Genomic DNA, 13,901 nt, shown 5'->3' on the forward strand with positions numbered 1-13,901 from the left:
TCCTGACTCCTGTGGGTGAGCGACGAGGTCGCTCGACGTGACGAAAGGAGCATACTCGGGCGAACTGCCGGATTGCCGGTCACGTCGTGTACCCGGCCACCCGCAGGGCGTGCACGAGGTCCCAGTGCCGCTCGTCGGAGACGGCCTGCGCGGCGTCCAGCAGGAGCGGCACGAGCCGGTGCGGATCGGGTACGGCACTCCGGGCGACCTCCTCCGCCGTACGCACCCGCACGCAGGCGTCCAGCAGAGCCCCCGCCTCCCGAATGCGCCCCTGCTCCGCCAGCCGCAGCACGGCCGCGCCGATCTGCTCCGCCGGGCGGTCCACGCCCTGCCGCAGCAGCTCCCGTCCGTCGGCCTCCCGTCCGGCCGCGGTGAGCGCGTCGGCGGCGGCCACCAGCCGCTCCGCGGGCAGCGAGGCGGTCTCCCACAGCAGCGTCGCCCAGTCGGCGCCGAGCCCGGCGCGGTGCAGCGCGTCGGCGAGCGCCGGGAACCGCCCGGGAGGCCACTGCACGACCTCGACGAGCAGCACATGCGCCTCGCCGCTGCGCCCCTCGGCCCGCAACCGCGCCAGCCGCTCCACGACCCCGGCCACCGCGGCCACCGCCTCGGCGTCCACCACCTCGACGGGAGCCGTCGCGGGCTCGGCCGCCTGCCCGGCCCCGGCGAACCGCGCCCCGCGCGGCGTACGACGCGCGGGCGCCTCCGGCACGACCGGCGCCGCCTGCGGCAGCACGACACCAGCGGCCGCCCCCTCCTCCACCATCCCGGCGAACCGCGCACTGCCCCGCCGGCGCTTGCGCGGCTTGACGGGTGGCGCGGGCTCGGTCGCCGGGGAGGGGGGTGGGGCCGTGGCGGCACGGGTCTCGACGGGGACGGCACGAGAAGCGGGCGGGGCGGCGTGGGGGTATGGCGGTGGAGGGGTGGGGTGCACGGCCCGAGCGGCGTCCGGCGAGGGGGAGGCGGCTTGCGCGGCCTGACCGGCGCCCGGAGAGGGCGAGGCGGCTTGCGCGGCCTGACCAGCGCGGAGCGAGGGCCGGGTGTAGTGCACGGCGCGAGTGACCTCCGGAGAACGCGCGGTGGCCTGCGCAGCCTGCTCGGTGTGGTGAGCCGGAGAGGTGGCTTGCGGCGCCCGGCCGGCGCCGGAAGGGGATGCGGCAGCAGGGGCGGGCGGGACCGGGTGCGGGACCGGAGCGGACGCCGCGATGTACGGAGCTCGAGTCGAGCCCTCGGCGTGCGGGGCCCGAGCGGAGCCGTCCGCAGGCGGGGGCGGAGAGGGCGGGGCCGCCACGTCCTCTCCGTCGCGCCACGGCGGCCCGGGCTCGCCCCCTTGCCGTACCCCGCTCGCGCCCCGGTCTCCCCACCACGCCTCCCCCACCATCCGCCCATCGCGCCCGGCCTCCGGAAGACGCCGCTCCACAGGGGACCCGTCCGCTTCGCCCCCGGCCCAGAGCGGCCCGCTCGCACCACCCAAGTGCCGTACCCCGCGCTCCCGCACCGGCGCCCGTCGGTCCAGTTCCGCCAAGCGGTCCCGGAGTTCCGCGCAGCGGGCGGTGGCGCGCTCGTGGTCGTCTCGGGCCCAGGCGAGACCGAGGCGGAGGGAGCCGGTGTCCTCGGTGGTGGACGGGGTGGACAGCAGGCGGGTCAGTTCGGCCTGGCGTTCGGCGGCGTAGCGCTGTTCGCGGAGCATCACGTCGAGGCGGTCCAGCAGGGTGTCGCGCGCGCCGGGAAGGGCGTCGTACGCCGTGAGCGCCGACCGGTACAGGGCGCGGGCCCGTTCCCGCTCGGCGCCGGCGGCGGCGGTGCCGTACGTCGTGGCGAGGTCCTCCAGCAGCGCCTCCACCACGTCCCACGGCAGCACCTCGCGCCCGTCCAGGCAGGCCCGCATGCCGTCGGGGTCACGCCGCCAGAAGACCCCGCTCCACCCGTCGTCCTGGTCCAGCCGCGCCAGCAGACCGTCCAGGTAGCCCGCGAACTCCCGCACTCCGCTGGGAAGTCGATCCACGACCATCGCTCAGCTCCCACCCGACCGCCGGCACTTTCGGTGGGTAGGCAACACGAGTCGTGTTACGGCACTGCTACACAGAGTTTTCCGGCAGAGCGCGGGCACCTCATCGCGGGCCCCCGGCCACTGCGCGGACGGGCCGCCTCACGCGACCACGAGGGCGCACCGCGCGACCAGCTCGTCCATGGACAGCCCCAGCACCCCGGCCAGCGCGGCCACGGTGAAGAACGCGGGGGTCGGAGCCCGGCCCGTCTCGATCTTGCGGAGCGTCTCGGCGGAGACACCCGCCTGCGCGGCGACCTCGGTCATGCTCCGGGCGCCGCGCGCCTCGCGCAGCAACTGCCCGAGCCGCTCGCCGCGTTCGCGCTCTTCGGGTGTGAGAGGGGTACGCACCATGGACCCATTCTAATACCGGCCCGCAGGCGCCCCCCATTAAAATACCGGTATAGTAATTGGCATGGTGGAACTGAAGACGGACACATCGATCGACGCGATGCACGCGGCGGGGCAGGTCGTCGGGCGGGCCCTGACGGCCGTACGACGGGCCGCGGACGTCGGCGTCTCCCTGCTGGAGCTGGACGAGGTGGCACGGGAGGTACTGCGCGAGGCCGGCGCTTCGTCGCCGTTCCTCGGCTACCGCCCCTCCTTCGCGCCGACCCCCTTCCCCGCCGTGATCTGCGCCTCCGTGAACGACGCGATCGTGCACGGCGTCCCCACCCGCTACCGGCTCCGCGACGGCGACCTGGTCTCGATCGACTGCGGCGCCACCCTGGACGGCTGGGTCGGCGACTCCGCGATCAGCTTCACCGTGGGCCGCCCGCGTCCGGCGGACGTCCGTCTGATCGAGACCGCCGAGCGGGCACTGGCCGCGGGCATCGAGGCGGCCGTCGCCGGCAACCGCATCGGCGACATCGCCCACGCCGTCGGCCGCGTCTGCCGTACGGCCGGCTACGGCATCCCGCACGGCTTCGGCGGTCATGGCGTCGGCCGCCGTATGCACGAGGACCCGGACGTCCCCAACGAGGGCCGCCCGGGGCGGGGACTGCCGTTGCGCCCCGGCATGGCCCTGGCCATCGAGCCCATGCTCATCGCCGGTGGCAAGGACGACTATGTCGCGGCGAGCGACGGCTGGACCCTGCGGACCACCGACGGCTCCCGCGCGGCCCACGTGGAGCACACGGTGGCGATCACGGAGAACGGTCCCCGGATCCTCACGGCACGGGAAACCTCCTAGAGGGCGCGGGGAGGTGGGCGAACATGCCACCCCCCACGGTTCGTGTCATCGTGGGCATGAACAGCCCCCACCCGGTTACCCGGCGGAGCCAGTCGTCAGCGAAGGAAGCGCATCGCCATGACCAACGGCTACCCTCCTGACCCCTTCGGCGAATTCCTGGCTCGCTTCTTCGGCGGCCCGCCCAGCGGAGCCAAACGCCACATCGACATCGGCCGCCTGCTCAGCCAGCCGGCCCGCGAGCTGGTCAGAGGGGCCGCCCTGTACGCGGCCGAGCACGGCAGCCGGGACCTGGACACCCAGCACCTGCTGCGCGCCGCCGTGGCGGCCGAGCCCACCCGGAGCCTGCTGAGCCGCGCGGGCGCGGACCCGGACTCGCTGGCGTCGGAGATCGACGACCGGGCCGGACCGACCCAGCACCCGCCGGGCGAGGTGCCACCGCCGACCTCGCTGTCGCTCACCCCGGCCGTCAAACGCGCCCTGCTGGACGCGCACGACATGGCACGGGCGAGCGGTGCGGGGTACATCGGCCCGGAACACGTCCTGAGCGCGCTGGCCGCCAACCCGGACTCGGCGGCCGGCCACATCCTGAACGCGGCCCGGTTCTCGGCCGGCTCGCTGCCGCCCGAGGTCCCGGAGGGCACCCAGGTCCGCGTGGAGCGGCAGCGCGCCACCGGCACGCCCACGCTGGACAAGTACGGCCGTGACCTGACCGAGCTGGCCCGGCAGGGCCGGATCGACCCGGTCATCGGCCGGGACACCGAGATCGAGCAGACCATCGAGGTGCTGTCCCGGCGCGGCAAGAACAACCCCGTCCTCATCGGGGACGCGGGGGTCGGCAAGACGGCCATCGTCGAGGGCCTCGCCCAGCGCATCGCCGACTCGGACGTCCCGGACATCCTGGCGGGCCGCCGGGTCGTCGCCCTGGACCTGACCGGCGTGGTCGCCGGCACCCGCTACCGGGGCGACTTCGAGGAGCGCCTGAACAACATCGTGGAGGAGATCCGCGCCCACTCGGACCGGCTGATCGTGTTCATCGACGAGTTGCACACCGTCGTGGGCGCGGGCACCGGCGGCGAGGGCGGCGCGATGGACGCCGGCAACATCCTCAAGCCCGCCCTGGCCCGGGGCGAGCTGCACATCGTGGGCGCGACCACGCTGGAGGAGTTCCGCAGGATCGAGAAGGACGCGGCGCTGGCCCGCCGGTTCCAGCCGGTCCTGGTGCCCGAGCCGACGGCCGAGGACACCATAGAGATCCTGCGCGGGCTGCGCGACCGGTACGAGGCCCACCACCAGGTCCGCTACACCGACGAGGCGCTGGTCGCCGCGGTGGAGCTGTCCGACCGGTATCTCACCGACCGGCGGCTGCCGGACAAGGCGATCGACCTGATCGACCAGGCGGGCGCCCGGGTACGGCTCGGCGCCCGCACCAAGGGCACGGACGTACGGGCGATGGAGCGCGAGGTCGACCAGCTCGTGCTGGACAAGGACCAGGCGGTCGCCGGCGAGGACTACGACAAGGCCAAGGAGCTGCGCGACCGGATCGGCGAGCTGAAGCAGCGGATCGCCGAGGCGAGCGGGGACGACAAGGTCGACGAGGGCCTGGACCTGGAGGTGACGGCGGAGGCCGTCGCCGAGGTGGTGTCCCGGCAGACCGGCATCCCGGTCAGCCGGCTGACCCAGGAGGAGAAGGAACGGCTGCTCGGCCTGGAGGAACACCTGCACGAGCGGGTCGTCGGCCAGGAGGAGGCCGTCGCCGTGGTCTCGGAGGCCGTCCTGCGCTCCCGTGCGGGGCTCGCGAGCCCGCACCGGCCGATCGGCAGCTTCCTGTTCCTCGGCCCGACCGGCGTCGGCAAGACCGAGCTGGCCCGGGCGCTCGCCGAGGCGCTGTTCGGCAGCGAGGACCGCATGGTCCGGCTCGACATGAGCGAGTACCAGGAGCGGCACACCGTCTCCCGGCTGGTCGGCGCCCCGCCCGGGTACGTCGGCCACGAGGAGGCCGGGCAGCTCACCGAGGTGGTGCGCCGGCACCCGTACTCGCTGCTCCTGCTGGACGAGGTGGAGAAGGCCCACCCTGACGTCTTCAACATCCTGCTGCAGGTCCTGGACGACGGCCGGCTGACGGACTCCCAGGGCCGTACGGTCGACTTCACCAACACGGTGATCGTGATGACCAGCAACCTGGGTTCCGAGGCGATCACCCGGCGCGGTGCCGGGATCGGGTTCGGGCCGGGCGGGGCGGACGCGGACGAGGAGGCGCGACGCGAGCAGATCCTGCGGCCGCTGCGCGAGCACTTCCGGCCGGAGTTCCTCAACCGCATCGACGAGATCGTGGTCTTCAGGCAGCTCACCGGCGAGCAACTGCGGCGGATCACCGACCTGTTGCTGGAGGGCACCCGGCGGCTGCTGGACGGGCAGGGCGTCACGGTCACGTTCACGGACGCGGCCGTCGACTGGATCGCCGAGCGTGGCTACCAGCCGGAGTACGGCGCCCGGCCGCTGCGCCGCACCATTCAGCGGGAGGTGGACAACCAGCTGTCCCGGCTGCTGCTCAACGGCACGATCACGGAGGGCAGCCGGGTGACGGTGGACACACGGGACGGACGGCTGGACTTCCGCACGGAGGAATCCCGGCCGCCCGCACCCGAGTTGTAGGAACACACCGGGTCGGCCTGCGACCTGCGACGGAGTTGTGGGACCACGGCCCGCTACGGCGCCGGGTTCACCACCATCGCCGAGCCGCCGCCGCGCCGTACCTTCTCGGCCGCGGCCAGCCACTTGCCGCCCGGCAGCCGTTGCACGCCGGTCGCCGCGCCGATCTCGGGGTTGAGCGAGAAGGAGTGCCCGATGGCCTCCAGCTGTTTCCTCAGGTCACTGTTGTAGAGGGCCGGTTCGAGCTCCGTCTTCGCCGTGTTGCGCTGGCTGGCGCGGGGTGCGGCGATCGCGTCGACCAGCGGCAGATGCCGGTCGAGAAACTCGGTGAGGGTCTGCAGGACGGTGGTGATGATGGTCGCGCCACCGGGGGAACCGAGCGCCACCACGGGCCGGTTGTTCCTGTCCAGCACGATCGTCGGGGAGATCGAGGAGCGCGGCCGCTTGCCCGGCCCCGGCAGGTTCGGGTCGTGCACGGCCGGGTTGGCCGGGGTGAAGGAGAAGTCGGTCAGCTCGTTGTTGAGTAGGAAGCCGCGGCCGGGCACGGTGATGCCGCTGCCGCCGGTCTGCTCGATGGTGAGCGTGTAGGAGACGACGTTGCCCCACTTGTCGGCCACAGTCAGATGCGTGGTGTTCTGGCCCTCGTACGTCGTCGGGGCCGCCGTACCGTCCTGGCCGCAGGCCGCGGGGTGGCGCGGGTCGCCGGGGGCGAGCGGGCTGGTGAGGACCGCGTCGTCCTTGATCAGGCAGGCCCGCGAGTCGGCGTACCGCTGGGACAGCAGCTCTTTGGTCGGTACGTCCTCGAAGGCGGGGTCGCCGACCCAGCGTCCGCGGTCCGCGAAGGCGATCCGGCCGGCCTCGATGAAGTGGTGCAGGTACTGCGCCTCGCTCGCCCTCGACAGGTCGGTGTTCTCCAGGATGTTGAGGGCCTCGCCGACCGTGGTGCCGCCCGAGGAGGAGGGGGCGATGGAGTACACGTTCAGGCCGCGGTACGACGTCCTGGTGGGCGCCTGGAACTTGGCCCGGTAGACGGCCAGGTCTTTCTCGGCCAGCTTGCCGGGGCGGGCGTTCCAGCCGGAGGCGGGGTCCACGGGCGGGTGTTCGACCGTCTTGACGATGTCGTCACCGATGTCCCCGCGGTAGACGGCGCCGGTGCCCCTGCGGCCCAGTTCCTCGTAGGTCCGGGCGAGTTCGGGGTTCTTGAAGGTGGAGCCGACGACCGGCAGCTGCCCGTTCGGCAGGAACAGCTTGGCGGTGTCCGGGAAGTAGCGGAACCGGGTTTCGTTGGACGCGGTCTGCGAACGGAAGGTGTCGTCCACCGTGAAGCCGTCACGGGCGATCCGCTCGGCCGGCCTCAGCACCGTGCCGAGCCGTTCGCTGCCCCACTCGTCCAGCGCGCTCTGCCAGGTCGCGGGCGTGCCGGGGGTGCCGACGCTCAGGCCGCTGCTGACGGCGTCGGCGAAGGAGAGGGGCTTGCCGTGCTCCAGGAACAGGTCGGAGTCGGCGCTGAGCGGCGCCGTCTCGCGGCCGTCGATGGTGTGCACCGTACGGGACTTGGCGTCGTAGTAGACGAAGTAGCCGCCTCCGCCGATGCCGGCGGAGTAGGGCTCGGTGACGCCGAGGGCGGCGGCGGTGGCGACGGCCGCGTCGACCGCGTTGCCGCCGTGTCTGAGTACCTCGATGCCCGCGGCGGAGGCGTCCGCGTCGACGCTGGAGACCGCGCCGCCGTAGCCGACGGCCACGGGAACCTTGGGGGGAGCTCCGCTCTTCGTCGCGGCGGGTGGCGCCCCCGCCCCCACCGACACCAGCGCGGCCGAGACCGCCAGAACCGCCAGTTTCCGCGTGCCAGGACGACCCATCCGAACCTCCCGTCGGGACAGTCCGCGCAGCGTAACCAGATTGCCGTAGTACCGACAGTACGCCTGGCGTACCGCTGCCGTCGTCCGGGACCGCTACCATGCGCGGCCATGAACGACGATCTCCGCAACATCGTCCTGGGCCTGGTGGCGACCGGGATATCGGCCTCGCTTGGCTGGCTCGCCCGTACGTACCTGTGGCGGCGCAAACTGCGGCGCAGACAGGCGTTCTTCGGGCTGCCGGACCACTCGGAGTCGCTGCTCGTGGTCCCTCGCGCGTCAGGCGGACCGGAGCTGTCGGTGAAGCGCTACGACATGTACGCCCTGATGGAACTCTCCGCCCTGATCAAGGACTGCCATGCGCGCGCCCAGGTGGTGGGACACGACGGGACCCAGGAAGGCTTCGGCGAGCGGACGGAGTTCTGCGTCGGCGGGCCCTACTCGAACCGCCGGATGGCGGCCCACCTCTCCTCGCTGCTGCCGGGCGTGTGGGTCAACACGGAGTCCGAACCGGTGGCGGAGCGGGGGACGTTCCGGATCGGCGGGGAGCAGTACCGCATGGAGCGCGGCCGGAACGAGTACGTTCTGCTCGCCCGGCTCACCGCGGACGGGCAGGAGGACTCCCGCCCGGTGTTCCTCTTCTGCGGTCAGCGGGCCGTCGACAACCAGGCCGCCACCCGCTATCTCGCCCGCCACCACGAGCGGCTGCACCGCAAGTACGGCACCGGCACCTTCGTGCTGCTGCTGAAGGTGGTCAACTCTCAGGCGTACGGCCCGGATGTGGTCGAGCTCGTGGCGGACGTGACGCGGGCGGCGCGGACGCCGCTGCCCGAGACGGCTTCCGCCGATACGGCCGCGTAGCGGTTCAACAATCTTTACTGGTACGTAACTTACCGACGGGTTACTTGCGGTAATGCGCCAGGTTACCGTCGGGTCACTTTGCACTGACACAAGTGAGGGAGTGACCCATGGGACACGGTCGCACCGCTCTGCGGACCGCCGCCGCAGGAGCCGTTTCGGCGGCGCTCATCGCCGGCAGCGTCGTCGGACTGGCACCCGTCGCGCAGGCCGGCACCCCGAGCGTCCGGTTCGTCGACATCACCGGCGACGGCGGCACCGTACTGAAGGCGAACGTCGTCACGCCCGCCGGCGCCGACGGCTCGCACAGCTACCCGCTCATCGTGCTGCCCACGAGCTGGAGCCTGCCGCAGGTGGAGTACCTGGCGCAGGCCCAGAAGCTCGCCGACGCCGGCTATGTGGTGCTCACCTACAACGTGCGCGGTTTCTGGCAGTCCGGCGGCCAGATAGAAGTGGCCGGTCCGCCGGACATAGCGGACGCCTCCAAGGTCATCGACTGGGCCCTCGCGAACACCCCGGCCGACCCCCGGCACGTGGGCATGGCGGGAGTGTCGTACGGCGCCGGGATCAGCCTGCTCGCCGCCGCGCACGACAAGCGCATCAAGGCCGTGGCCGCGCTCAGCGGCTGGGCGGACCTGATCGACTCGATCTACTCGGGCCGCACCCAGCACGTCCAGGCGGCGGCCCTGCTGGACGGGACGGCCACCCTCACCGGCCGGGAGAGCCCCGAACTGCGGGAGATCTTCGACAACCTGTACTCCTCGAACCTGTCGAAGGAACAGGAGATGATCGACTGGGGGCGGAAACGCTCCCCCGCGACCTATGTCGACCAGCTCAACAGCAACGGCGCGGCCGTCATGCTCGCCAACGCCTGGGGCGACACCGTCTTCAACCCCAACGAGTACGCCGACTTCTACCAGAAGCTGAAGGTGCCCAAGCGGCTGGAGATGCGCCCCGGCGACCATGCGACCCCCGAGCTGACCGGCCTGTTCGGGCTGCCCAACGACGTCTGGACGGACACCGAGCGCTGGTTCGATCACTACCTGAGGGGCACCGACAACGGCATCGACCGTGAACAGCCGGTCCAGCTGAAGTCCCGTAGCGCGGGGGGGTACGAGGGCTACCCGGACTGGAAGTCGGTCGTCGCCACGCGGCGGAAGCTCGCGCTGCCGGGCTCCACCACCATCCACGCGAACGTCGACTCCGGCGCGGACGGCGGGATCGTCTTCCTCTCCAGCATCCTCGACCAGGTCGCCCAGGTGCCGCCCATGGCCGCCCTCCCGCTGCTGCCGCGCCGCTGGGCGGCCGTGTGGCAGTCGGAGCGGTACGGCAACACCCAGAAGGTGCGCGGCACGGCCACCCTGCACACCACGCTCACGCCGACCGCGGAGAGCGGCACCCTCATTGCCTACCTGTACGACGTGGGGCCGCTCGGCATCGGCAAGCTGGTCACCAACGCGCCGTACACCTGGCACGGGCGGACGCCCGGCGAGCCGTTCGACGTCGACCTGGACCTGTTCTCCACGGCCTACGACGTTCCCGCCGGGCACCGCCTCGCGCTGGTGGTCGACACGGTCGACCCGCTGTACATCGAGCACAACCCGTCCGGCGCGCAGCTGACCTTCTCCTCACCCCCGGACGACCCGTCGTACGTGTCCGTCCCGCTCGGCGAGCAGTGATCTCCGGCTGCCGCCGGACGAGCCTGGCCCGTGTGAACTGCCGCCCCCTGGGGTCTCGCAGCATGCAGAACGGCACATCTTAGTCGAGGTTGGCGGTGATGCCCCGCCCGGCAGGGAGGAACTCCTCCCCGCCGGGCGGGGCATCCGCTCGGTGTACGTGAACCGGCCGGTGGCGTAGGCGGGATACCGGCTCAGGTCTCGGCGATCTCCGCGTACAGCTGGGACAGTTCGGGGACGCCGCTCGCGGCCCAGTCCTGCCCGGGGCCCGTCACCTCGACCTCACGGCCGGAGGCCAGCCGTACGACGGGCTCCCCGTCGGGACGGATCAGCCAGGCGGCGCCGGGCACGGTGCGCACCACGACCGTGCCCAGATACAGTCCCGCGTCGTTGCCCAGCCGGGGCAGCGTCTCGGCGTCGTCGCGCCAGCGCGGGACCAGCTGGTCCAGGGCCTCCAGGGAGGCCGGAGTGTCGTCGAGGCGGACGCCCGCCCGGGCCGCCTGCGAGCGGAGCAGTTCGCACTCGGAGAGCAGCGCGGCGATCCCCTCCGGGTCGGCGGGGATGGCCGCGTCACCGCTCTTCTTGTGCCGGTGGCCCAGGAACGGAAGGTTCATGGACTCAAGCGTCGCATCAGACGTCGAGGTCGACCACCACCGGAGCGTGATCGGAGGCACCCTTGCCCTTGCGCTCCTCGCGGTCGACGTAGGCGTCCTTGACGGCCTTGGCGAACGGCGCGTTGCCGTACACCAGGTCGATGCGCATGCCGCGGTTCTTCGGGAAGCAGAGCTGGCGGTAGTCCCAGTACGTGAACGGGTGGTCGTACTTCAGCGGGCGCGGCACCACGTCGTTCAGGCCGGCCTCGCGCAGGGAGGCGAGGGCGGCGCGCTCGGCGGGGGTGACATGGGTGGAGCCCTCGAAGACGGCCGGGTCGTAGACGTCGTCGTCCGTCGGTGCCACGTTGTAGTCGCCCAGGACGGCGAACGGGCGGCCGGCGCCCGCGTCACCGGCGACGGCCGCCTTCAGGGCCTCGAACCACTGGATCTTGTAGGCGTAGTGCGGGTGCTCCACCTCGCGGCCGTTGGGGACGTACACCGACCAGACGCGGACCGGGCCGCAGGTCGCCGAGATGGCGCGCGGCTCGGTCACGCCGTCGAAGCCCGGGTCGCCGGGCAGGCCCTTGACGACGTCCTCGATGCCGACGCGGGAGAGCACCGCCACGCCGTTCCACCGGCCGGTCGCGTGGACCGCCGACTCGTAGCCCAGCTCGCGCAGCTGGTCGAACGGGAACTGCTCCTCGGCGACCTTGGCCTCCTGCAGGCACAGCACGTCGGTGCCGCTGCTCTCCAGCCAGGCCAGCAGCCTCGGGAGGCGGGCGGTGATCGAGTTCACGTTCCAGGTAGCGATGCGCATGCCTCACAACCTACCCGGAGCCTGTGACAACGGGCTCAGACCTCCGCCGAGGCTCCCGGGGTCAGCCGCTGGTGGTCCGTGCCGCCCAGGGCGCCGATCTGGCGGTCGTAGATCGGGCGGGCCAGGTCGGTCAGCAGGGCGTCGTGGACGTCGTAGGCGCGCCGCGGCCTGACCTCGCGGACGTAGTCGATGACCTCGGAGATCTTGTTCCAGGGGGCCATCACCGGGAGCATCAGCGTCTCGACGGGATGGGCGGGGACGGTCAGGGCGTCGCCGGGGTGGAAGACCTTGCCGCCGTCGACGAGGAAGCCGACGTTGGTGATCCGCGGGATGTCCGGGTGGATCACCGCGTGCAGTTCGCCGTGGACCTGCACGTCGAAGCCGGCCGCGGTGAAGGTGTCGCCGTGGCCGACGGTGTGCACCCGGCCCGGGAAGGCGGCCGTGATCCGTTCGGCGACGGACTTCAGCGTCCAGATCCGGGCCGCGGGGTTGTTCTCCATGGCGGCCCGGAGCCGGAACTCGTCGAAGTGGTCCGGGTGCTCGTGCGTGATCAGGATGGCGTCGGCGCCGAGCGCGGCGTCCTCCTCGCTGAACCCTCCCGGGTCGATGACGAGCGTCTGACCGCCCTTGTCGAGGCGGACACAGGCGTGGGACTTCTTCGTGAGCTTCATGTCACACCATCCTGCCGCGTACGGCGGCACGGGGCGCACTCGGCACTCGCCCGGTGTTCCCCCCGGCGTTCACTCGGCGGGTGTGGTCTCCTCCAGGATGACCTGCCGGGCCACCCGGAACGCGCTGTTCGCGGCCGGCACCCCGCAGTACACGGCCGCCTGCAGCAGCACCTCCTTGATCTCGTCCGGGGTGAGCCCGTTGCGCAGGGCGGCCCGGGTGTGGACGGCCAGCTCCTCCAGATGGCCGCCCGCGACCAGCGCGGTCAGCGTGACGCAGCTGCGGGTACGGCGGTCCAGGCCCGGCCGGTCCCAGATCTCGCCCCAGGCGTAGCGGGTGATGAACTCCTGGAACTCCCCGGAGAACCCGTCGGACTCGGCCAGCACCCGGTCCACGTGCGCGTCGCCGAGCACCTCCCGGCGGATCTTGAGCCCGGTCTCGTACCGGTCGGGCCGCGTGGCCGGCTGCGCCGGTACGGCGGCCGGGGCTATCTCGGCGACCGGTACGGCCGCCGGCGGCATGGCCGGGGCCGGGACGACCGCCGCCGACGGCAGGGCCGTCTGGCCGGTGTCGTAGGGCTGCTGCCAGGCGGTGGAGAAGTGGTGCACCAGCAGGTCGGTGACGGCCGCCGGCTGCTCGACCGGGACCAGGTGGGAGGCGCCGGGGACGACCGCGAGGCGGGCGTCCGGTATGCCGGCGACCAGGGTGCGGGCCTCGGCGGGCCCGGTGACCTGGTCGTCGGCGCCGACGAGCACGAGCGTCGGCACGCCGACCCGGCCGAGCTCGGCCCTGACGTCGAAGGATGCGAGCGCCTCGCAGGCGGCGATGTAGCAGCCCGGGTCGGTGGTGCGGACCATCTGCACCGCCCACTCGGTGATCGCCGGCTGGGCCGCGGCGAAGGAGCCGGTGAACCAGCGGTCGGGCGAGGTACGGGCGATCGGGTCGAGCCCGTTGGTGCGGACGATCACCCCGCGCTGCCGGAACTCGTCGGCGGTGCCGAACCGGGGTGAGGCCGCGACCAGGGCCAGCGAGGCGAGCCGCTCGGGGTGGCGCAGCGCCAGCTCGATACCGACGGCACCGCCCAGCGCACAGCCCGCGTAACCGAACCGCTGCACGCCGAGCGAGTCCAGCGTGGCCAGCAGCCGGGTGGCCAGCTCGGCGACGGATCCGGCCGGCCGGGCGGGCGCCCCGCCGTGTCCGGGCAGGTCGAACCGGAGAACCCGCCACTGCTTGGCCAGCTCCGGGACCTGGCGGTCCCACATGTGCCATGTGGTACCCAGTGAGGGACCCAGGATCAGGACCGGAGCGTCTTCTGGCCCGTCAAAGCGGTATTGCAGGGTGTTCGGTGGTGTCTCACTCACGCCCCAGACCCTCTCACGTCTCACGGACTGCCCCTATAACGGGGGAACGCTGGATACCGTTCTGACCAGGTTGAAGACCTCGCGGGCGGCATATCGCTTGAGGCATCGGACGATCTCACGCCGGGTCTTGCCCTCCTGCGTGCGGCGTTCGTAGTACGCCTGCGTGCGCGGGTCGTGGCGCAGGCG

Annotated in this window: 11 protein-coding genes and 1 pseudogene; 4 read left to right on the forward strand and 8 right to left on the reverse strand. The window is 72.4% G+C overall.

What is annotated here, in order from left to right; all coding sequences use genetic code 11:
* Positions 1 to 79: 79 nt before the first annotated feature.
* Both ACFYZB_RS37275 and ACFYZB_RS37280 read right to left on the reverse strand, forming a co-directional pair.
* Positions 80 to 2,008: a hypothetical protein gene (locus ACFYZB_RS37275; protein WP_388766032.1), complete on the reverse strand. Its 1,929-nt coding sequence runs from the start codon at positions 2,006 to 2,008 to the stop codon at positions 80 to 82.
* Positions 2,009 to 2,146: 138 nt separating this feature from the next.
* Positions 2,147 to 2,398, reverse strand: a complete 252-nt coding sequence (locus tag ACFYZB_RS37280; RefSeq protein WP_351214673.1) for a helix-turn-helix transcriptional regulator — start codon at positions 2,396 to 2,398, stop codon at positions 2,147 to 2,149.
* 61 nt (positions 2,399 to 2,459) lie between these two features.
* On the opposite strand from ACFYZB_RS37280, the gene map reads away from it, so the two are divergent.
* On the forward strand, positions 2,460 to 3,236 hold the full coding sequence (map, locus tag ACFYZB_RS37285) for a type I methionyl aminopeptidase (RefSeq protein WP_388766034.1): 777 nt from the start codon (positions 2,460 to 2,462) through the stop codon (positions 3,234 to 3,236).
* 117 nt (positions 3,237 to 3,353) lie between these two features.
* Positions 3,354 to 5,888 (forward strand): ATP-dependent Clp protease ATP-binding subunit, encoded by a 2,535-nt coding sequence (locus ACFYZB_RS37290; RefSeq protein ID WP_388766037.1) that lies wholly within the window; start codon positions 3,354 to 3,356, stop codon positions 5,886 to 5,888.
* A 53-nt stretch (positions 5,889 to 5,941) separates the two neighbouring features.
* Here the strand turns inward: ACFYZB_RS37290 and ggt are convergent, their stop codons facing one another.
* Positions 5,942 to 7,744 (reverse strand): gamma-glutamyltransferase, encoded by a 1,803-nt coding sequence (gene ggt / locus ACFYZB_RS37295; RefSeq protein WP_388766039.1) that lies wholly within the window; start codon positions 7,742 to 7,744, stop codon positions 5,942 to 5,944.
* 108 nt (positions 7,745 to 7,852) lie between these two features.
* Here ggt and ACFYZB_RS37300 point away from each other — a divergent pair, with 108 nt between their 5' ends.
* Together ACFYZB_RS37300 and ACFYZB_RS37305 are read left to right on the forward strand one after the other, a co-directional pair.
* Positions 7,853 to 8,602 (forward strand): hypothetical protein, encoded by a 750-nt coding sequence (locus tag ACFYZB_RS37300; RefSeq protein WP_388766040.1) that lies wholly within the window; start codon positions 7,853 to 7,855, stop codon positions 8,600 to 8,602.
* Between the two features lie 107 nt (positions 8,603 to 8,709).
* A complete protein-coding gene (locus tag ACFYZB_RS37305; protein WP_388766043.1) occupies positions 8,710 to 10,278 on the forward strand; it encodes a CocE/NonD family hydrolase in 1,569 nt (522 codons plus the stop codon).
* 191 nt (positions 10,279 to 10,469) lie between these two features.
* Here ACFYZB_RS37305 and ACFYZB_RS37310 read toward each other — a convergent pair whose 3' ends face one another.
* The 5 genes and pseudogenes from ACFYZB_RS37310 to ACFYZB_RS37330 form a co-directional block, all read right to left on the reverse strand.
* Positions 10,470 to 10,889 (reverse strand): DUF6278 family protein, encoded by a 420-nt coding sequence (locus ACFYZB_RS37310; RefSeq protein ID WP_351214684.1) that lies wholly within the window; start codon positions 10,887 to 10,889, stop codon positions 10,470 to 10,472.
* Positions 10,890 to 10,905: 16 nt separating this feature from the next.
* Complete coding sequence (locus ACFYZB_RS37315) at positions 10,906 to 11,685, reverse strand: exodeoxyribonuclease III (protein ID WP_388766045.1); 780 nt, start codon at positions 11,683 to 11,685, stop codon at positions 10,906 to 10,908.
* A 35-nt stretch (positions 11,686 to 11,720) separates the two neighbouring features.
* The gene (locus tag ACFYZB_RS37320; RefSeq protein ID WP_351214688.1) at positions 11,721 to 12,356 is read right to left on the reverse strand and encodes an MBL fold metallo-hydrolase; all 636 of its coding nucleotides are present in this window, start codon (positions 12,354 to 12,356) and stop codon (positions 11,721 to 11,723) included.
* A gap of 69 nt (positions 12,357 to 12,425) precedes the next feature.
* Entirely contained in the window at positions 12,426 to 13,715 is a 1,290-nt protein-coding gene (gene pcaC / locus ACFYZB_RS37325; protein ID WP_388766047.1) for a 4-carboxymuconolactone decarboxylase, read from the reverse strand.
* A gap of 33 nt (positions 13,716 to 13,748) precedes the next feature.
* Positions 13,749 to 13,901, reverse strand: a pseudogene (locus ACFYZB_RS37330) (IS110 family transposase); the annotation flags it as partial.

The organism is Streptomyces sp. NPDC001852 (assembly GCF_042891825.1).
GTDB lineage: Bacteria > Actinomycetota > Actinomycetes > Streptomycetales > Streptomycetaceae > Streptomyces.

Coding starts and splice junctions, on each gene's coding strand:
- ACFYZB_RS37320 (WP_351214688.1), bottom strand. CDS start 12,356: ATGAAGCTCACGAAGAAGTCCCACGCCTGTGTCCGCCTCGACAAGGGC.
- ACFYZB_RS37300 (WP_388766040.1), top strand. CDS start 7,853: ATGAACGACGATCTCCGCAACATCGTCCTGGGCCTGGTGGCGACCGGG.
- ACFYZB_RS37290 (WP_388766037.1), top strand. CDS start 3,354: ATGACCAACGGCTACCCTCCTGACCCCTTCGGCGAATTCCTGGCTCGC.
- ACFYZB_RS37275 (WP_388766032.1), bottom strand. CDS start 2,008: ATGGTCGTGGATCGACTTCCCAGCGGAGTGCGGGAGTTCGCGGGCTAC.
- ACFYZB_RS37310 (WP_351214684.1), bottom strand. CDS start 10,889: ATGAACCTTCCGTTCCTGGGCCACCGGCACAAGAAGAGCGGTGACGCG.
- map (WP_388766034.1), top strand. CDS start 2,460: ATGGTGGAACTGAAGACGGACACATCGATCGACGCGATGCACGCGGCG.
- ACFYZB_RS37315 (WP_388766045.1), bottom strand. CDS start 11,685: ATGCGCATCGCTACCTGGAACGTGAACTCGATCACCGCCCGCCTCCCG.
- ACFYZB_RS37305 (WP_388766043.1), top strand. CDS start 8,710: ATGGGACACGGTCGCACCGCTCTGCGGACCGCCGCCGCAGGAGCCGTT.
- ACFYZB_RS37280 (WP_351214673.1), bottom strand. CDS start 2,398: ATGGTGCGTACCCCTCTCACACCCGAAGAGCGCGAACGCGGCGAGCGG.
- ggt (WP_388766039.1), bottom strand. CDS start 7,744: ATGGGTCGTCCTGGCACGCGGAAACTGGCGGTTCTGGCGGTCTCGGCC.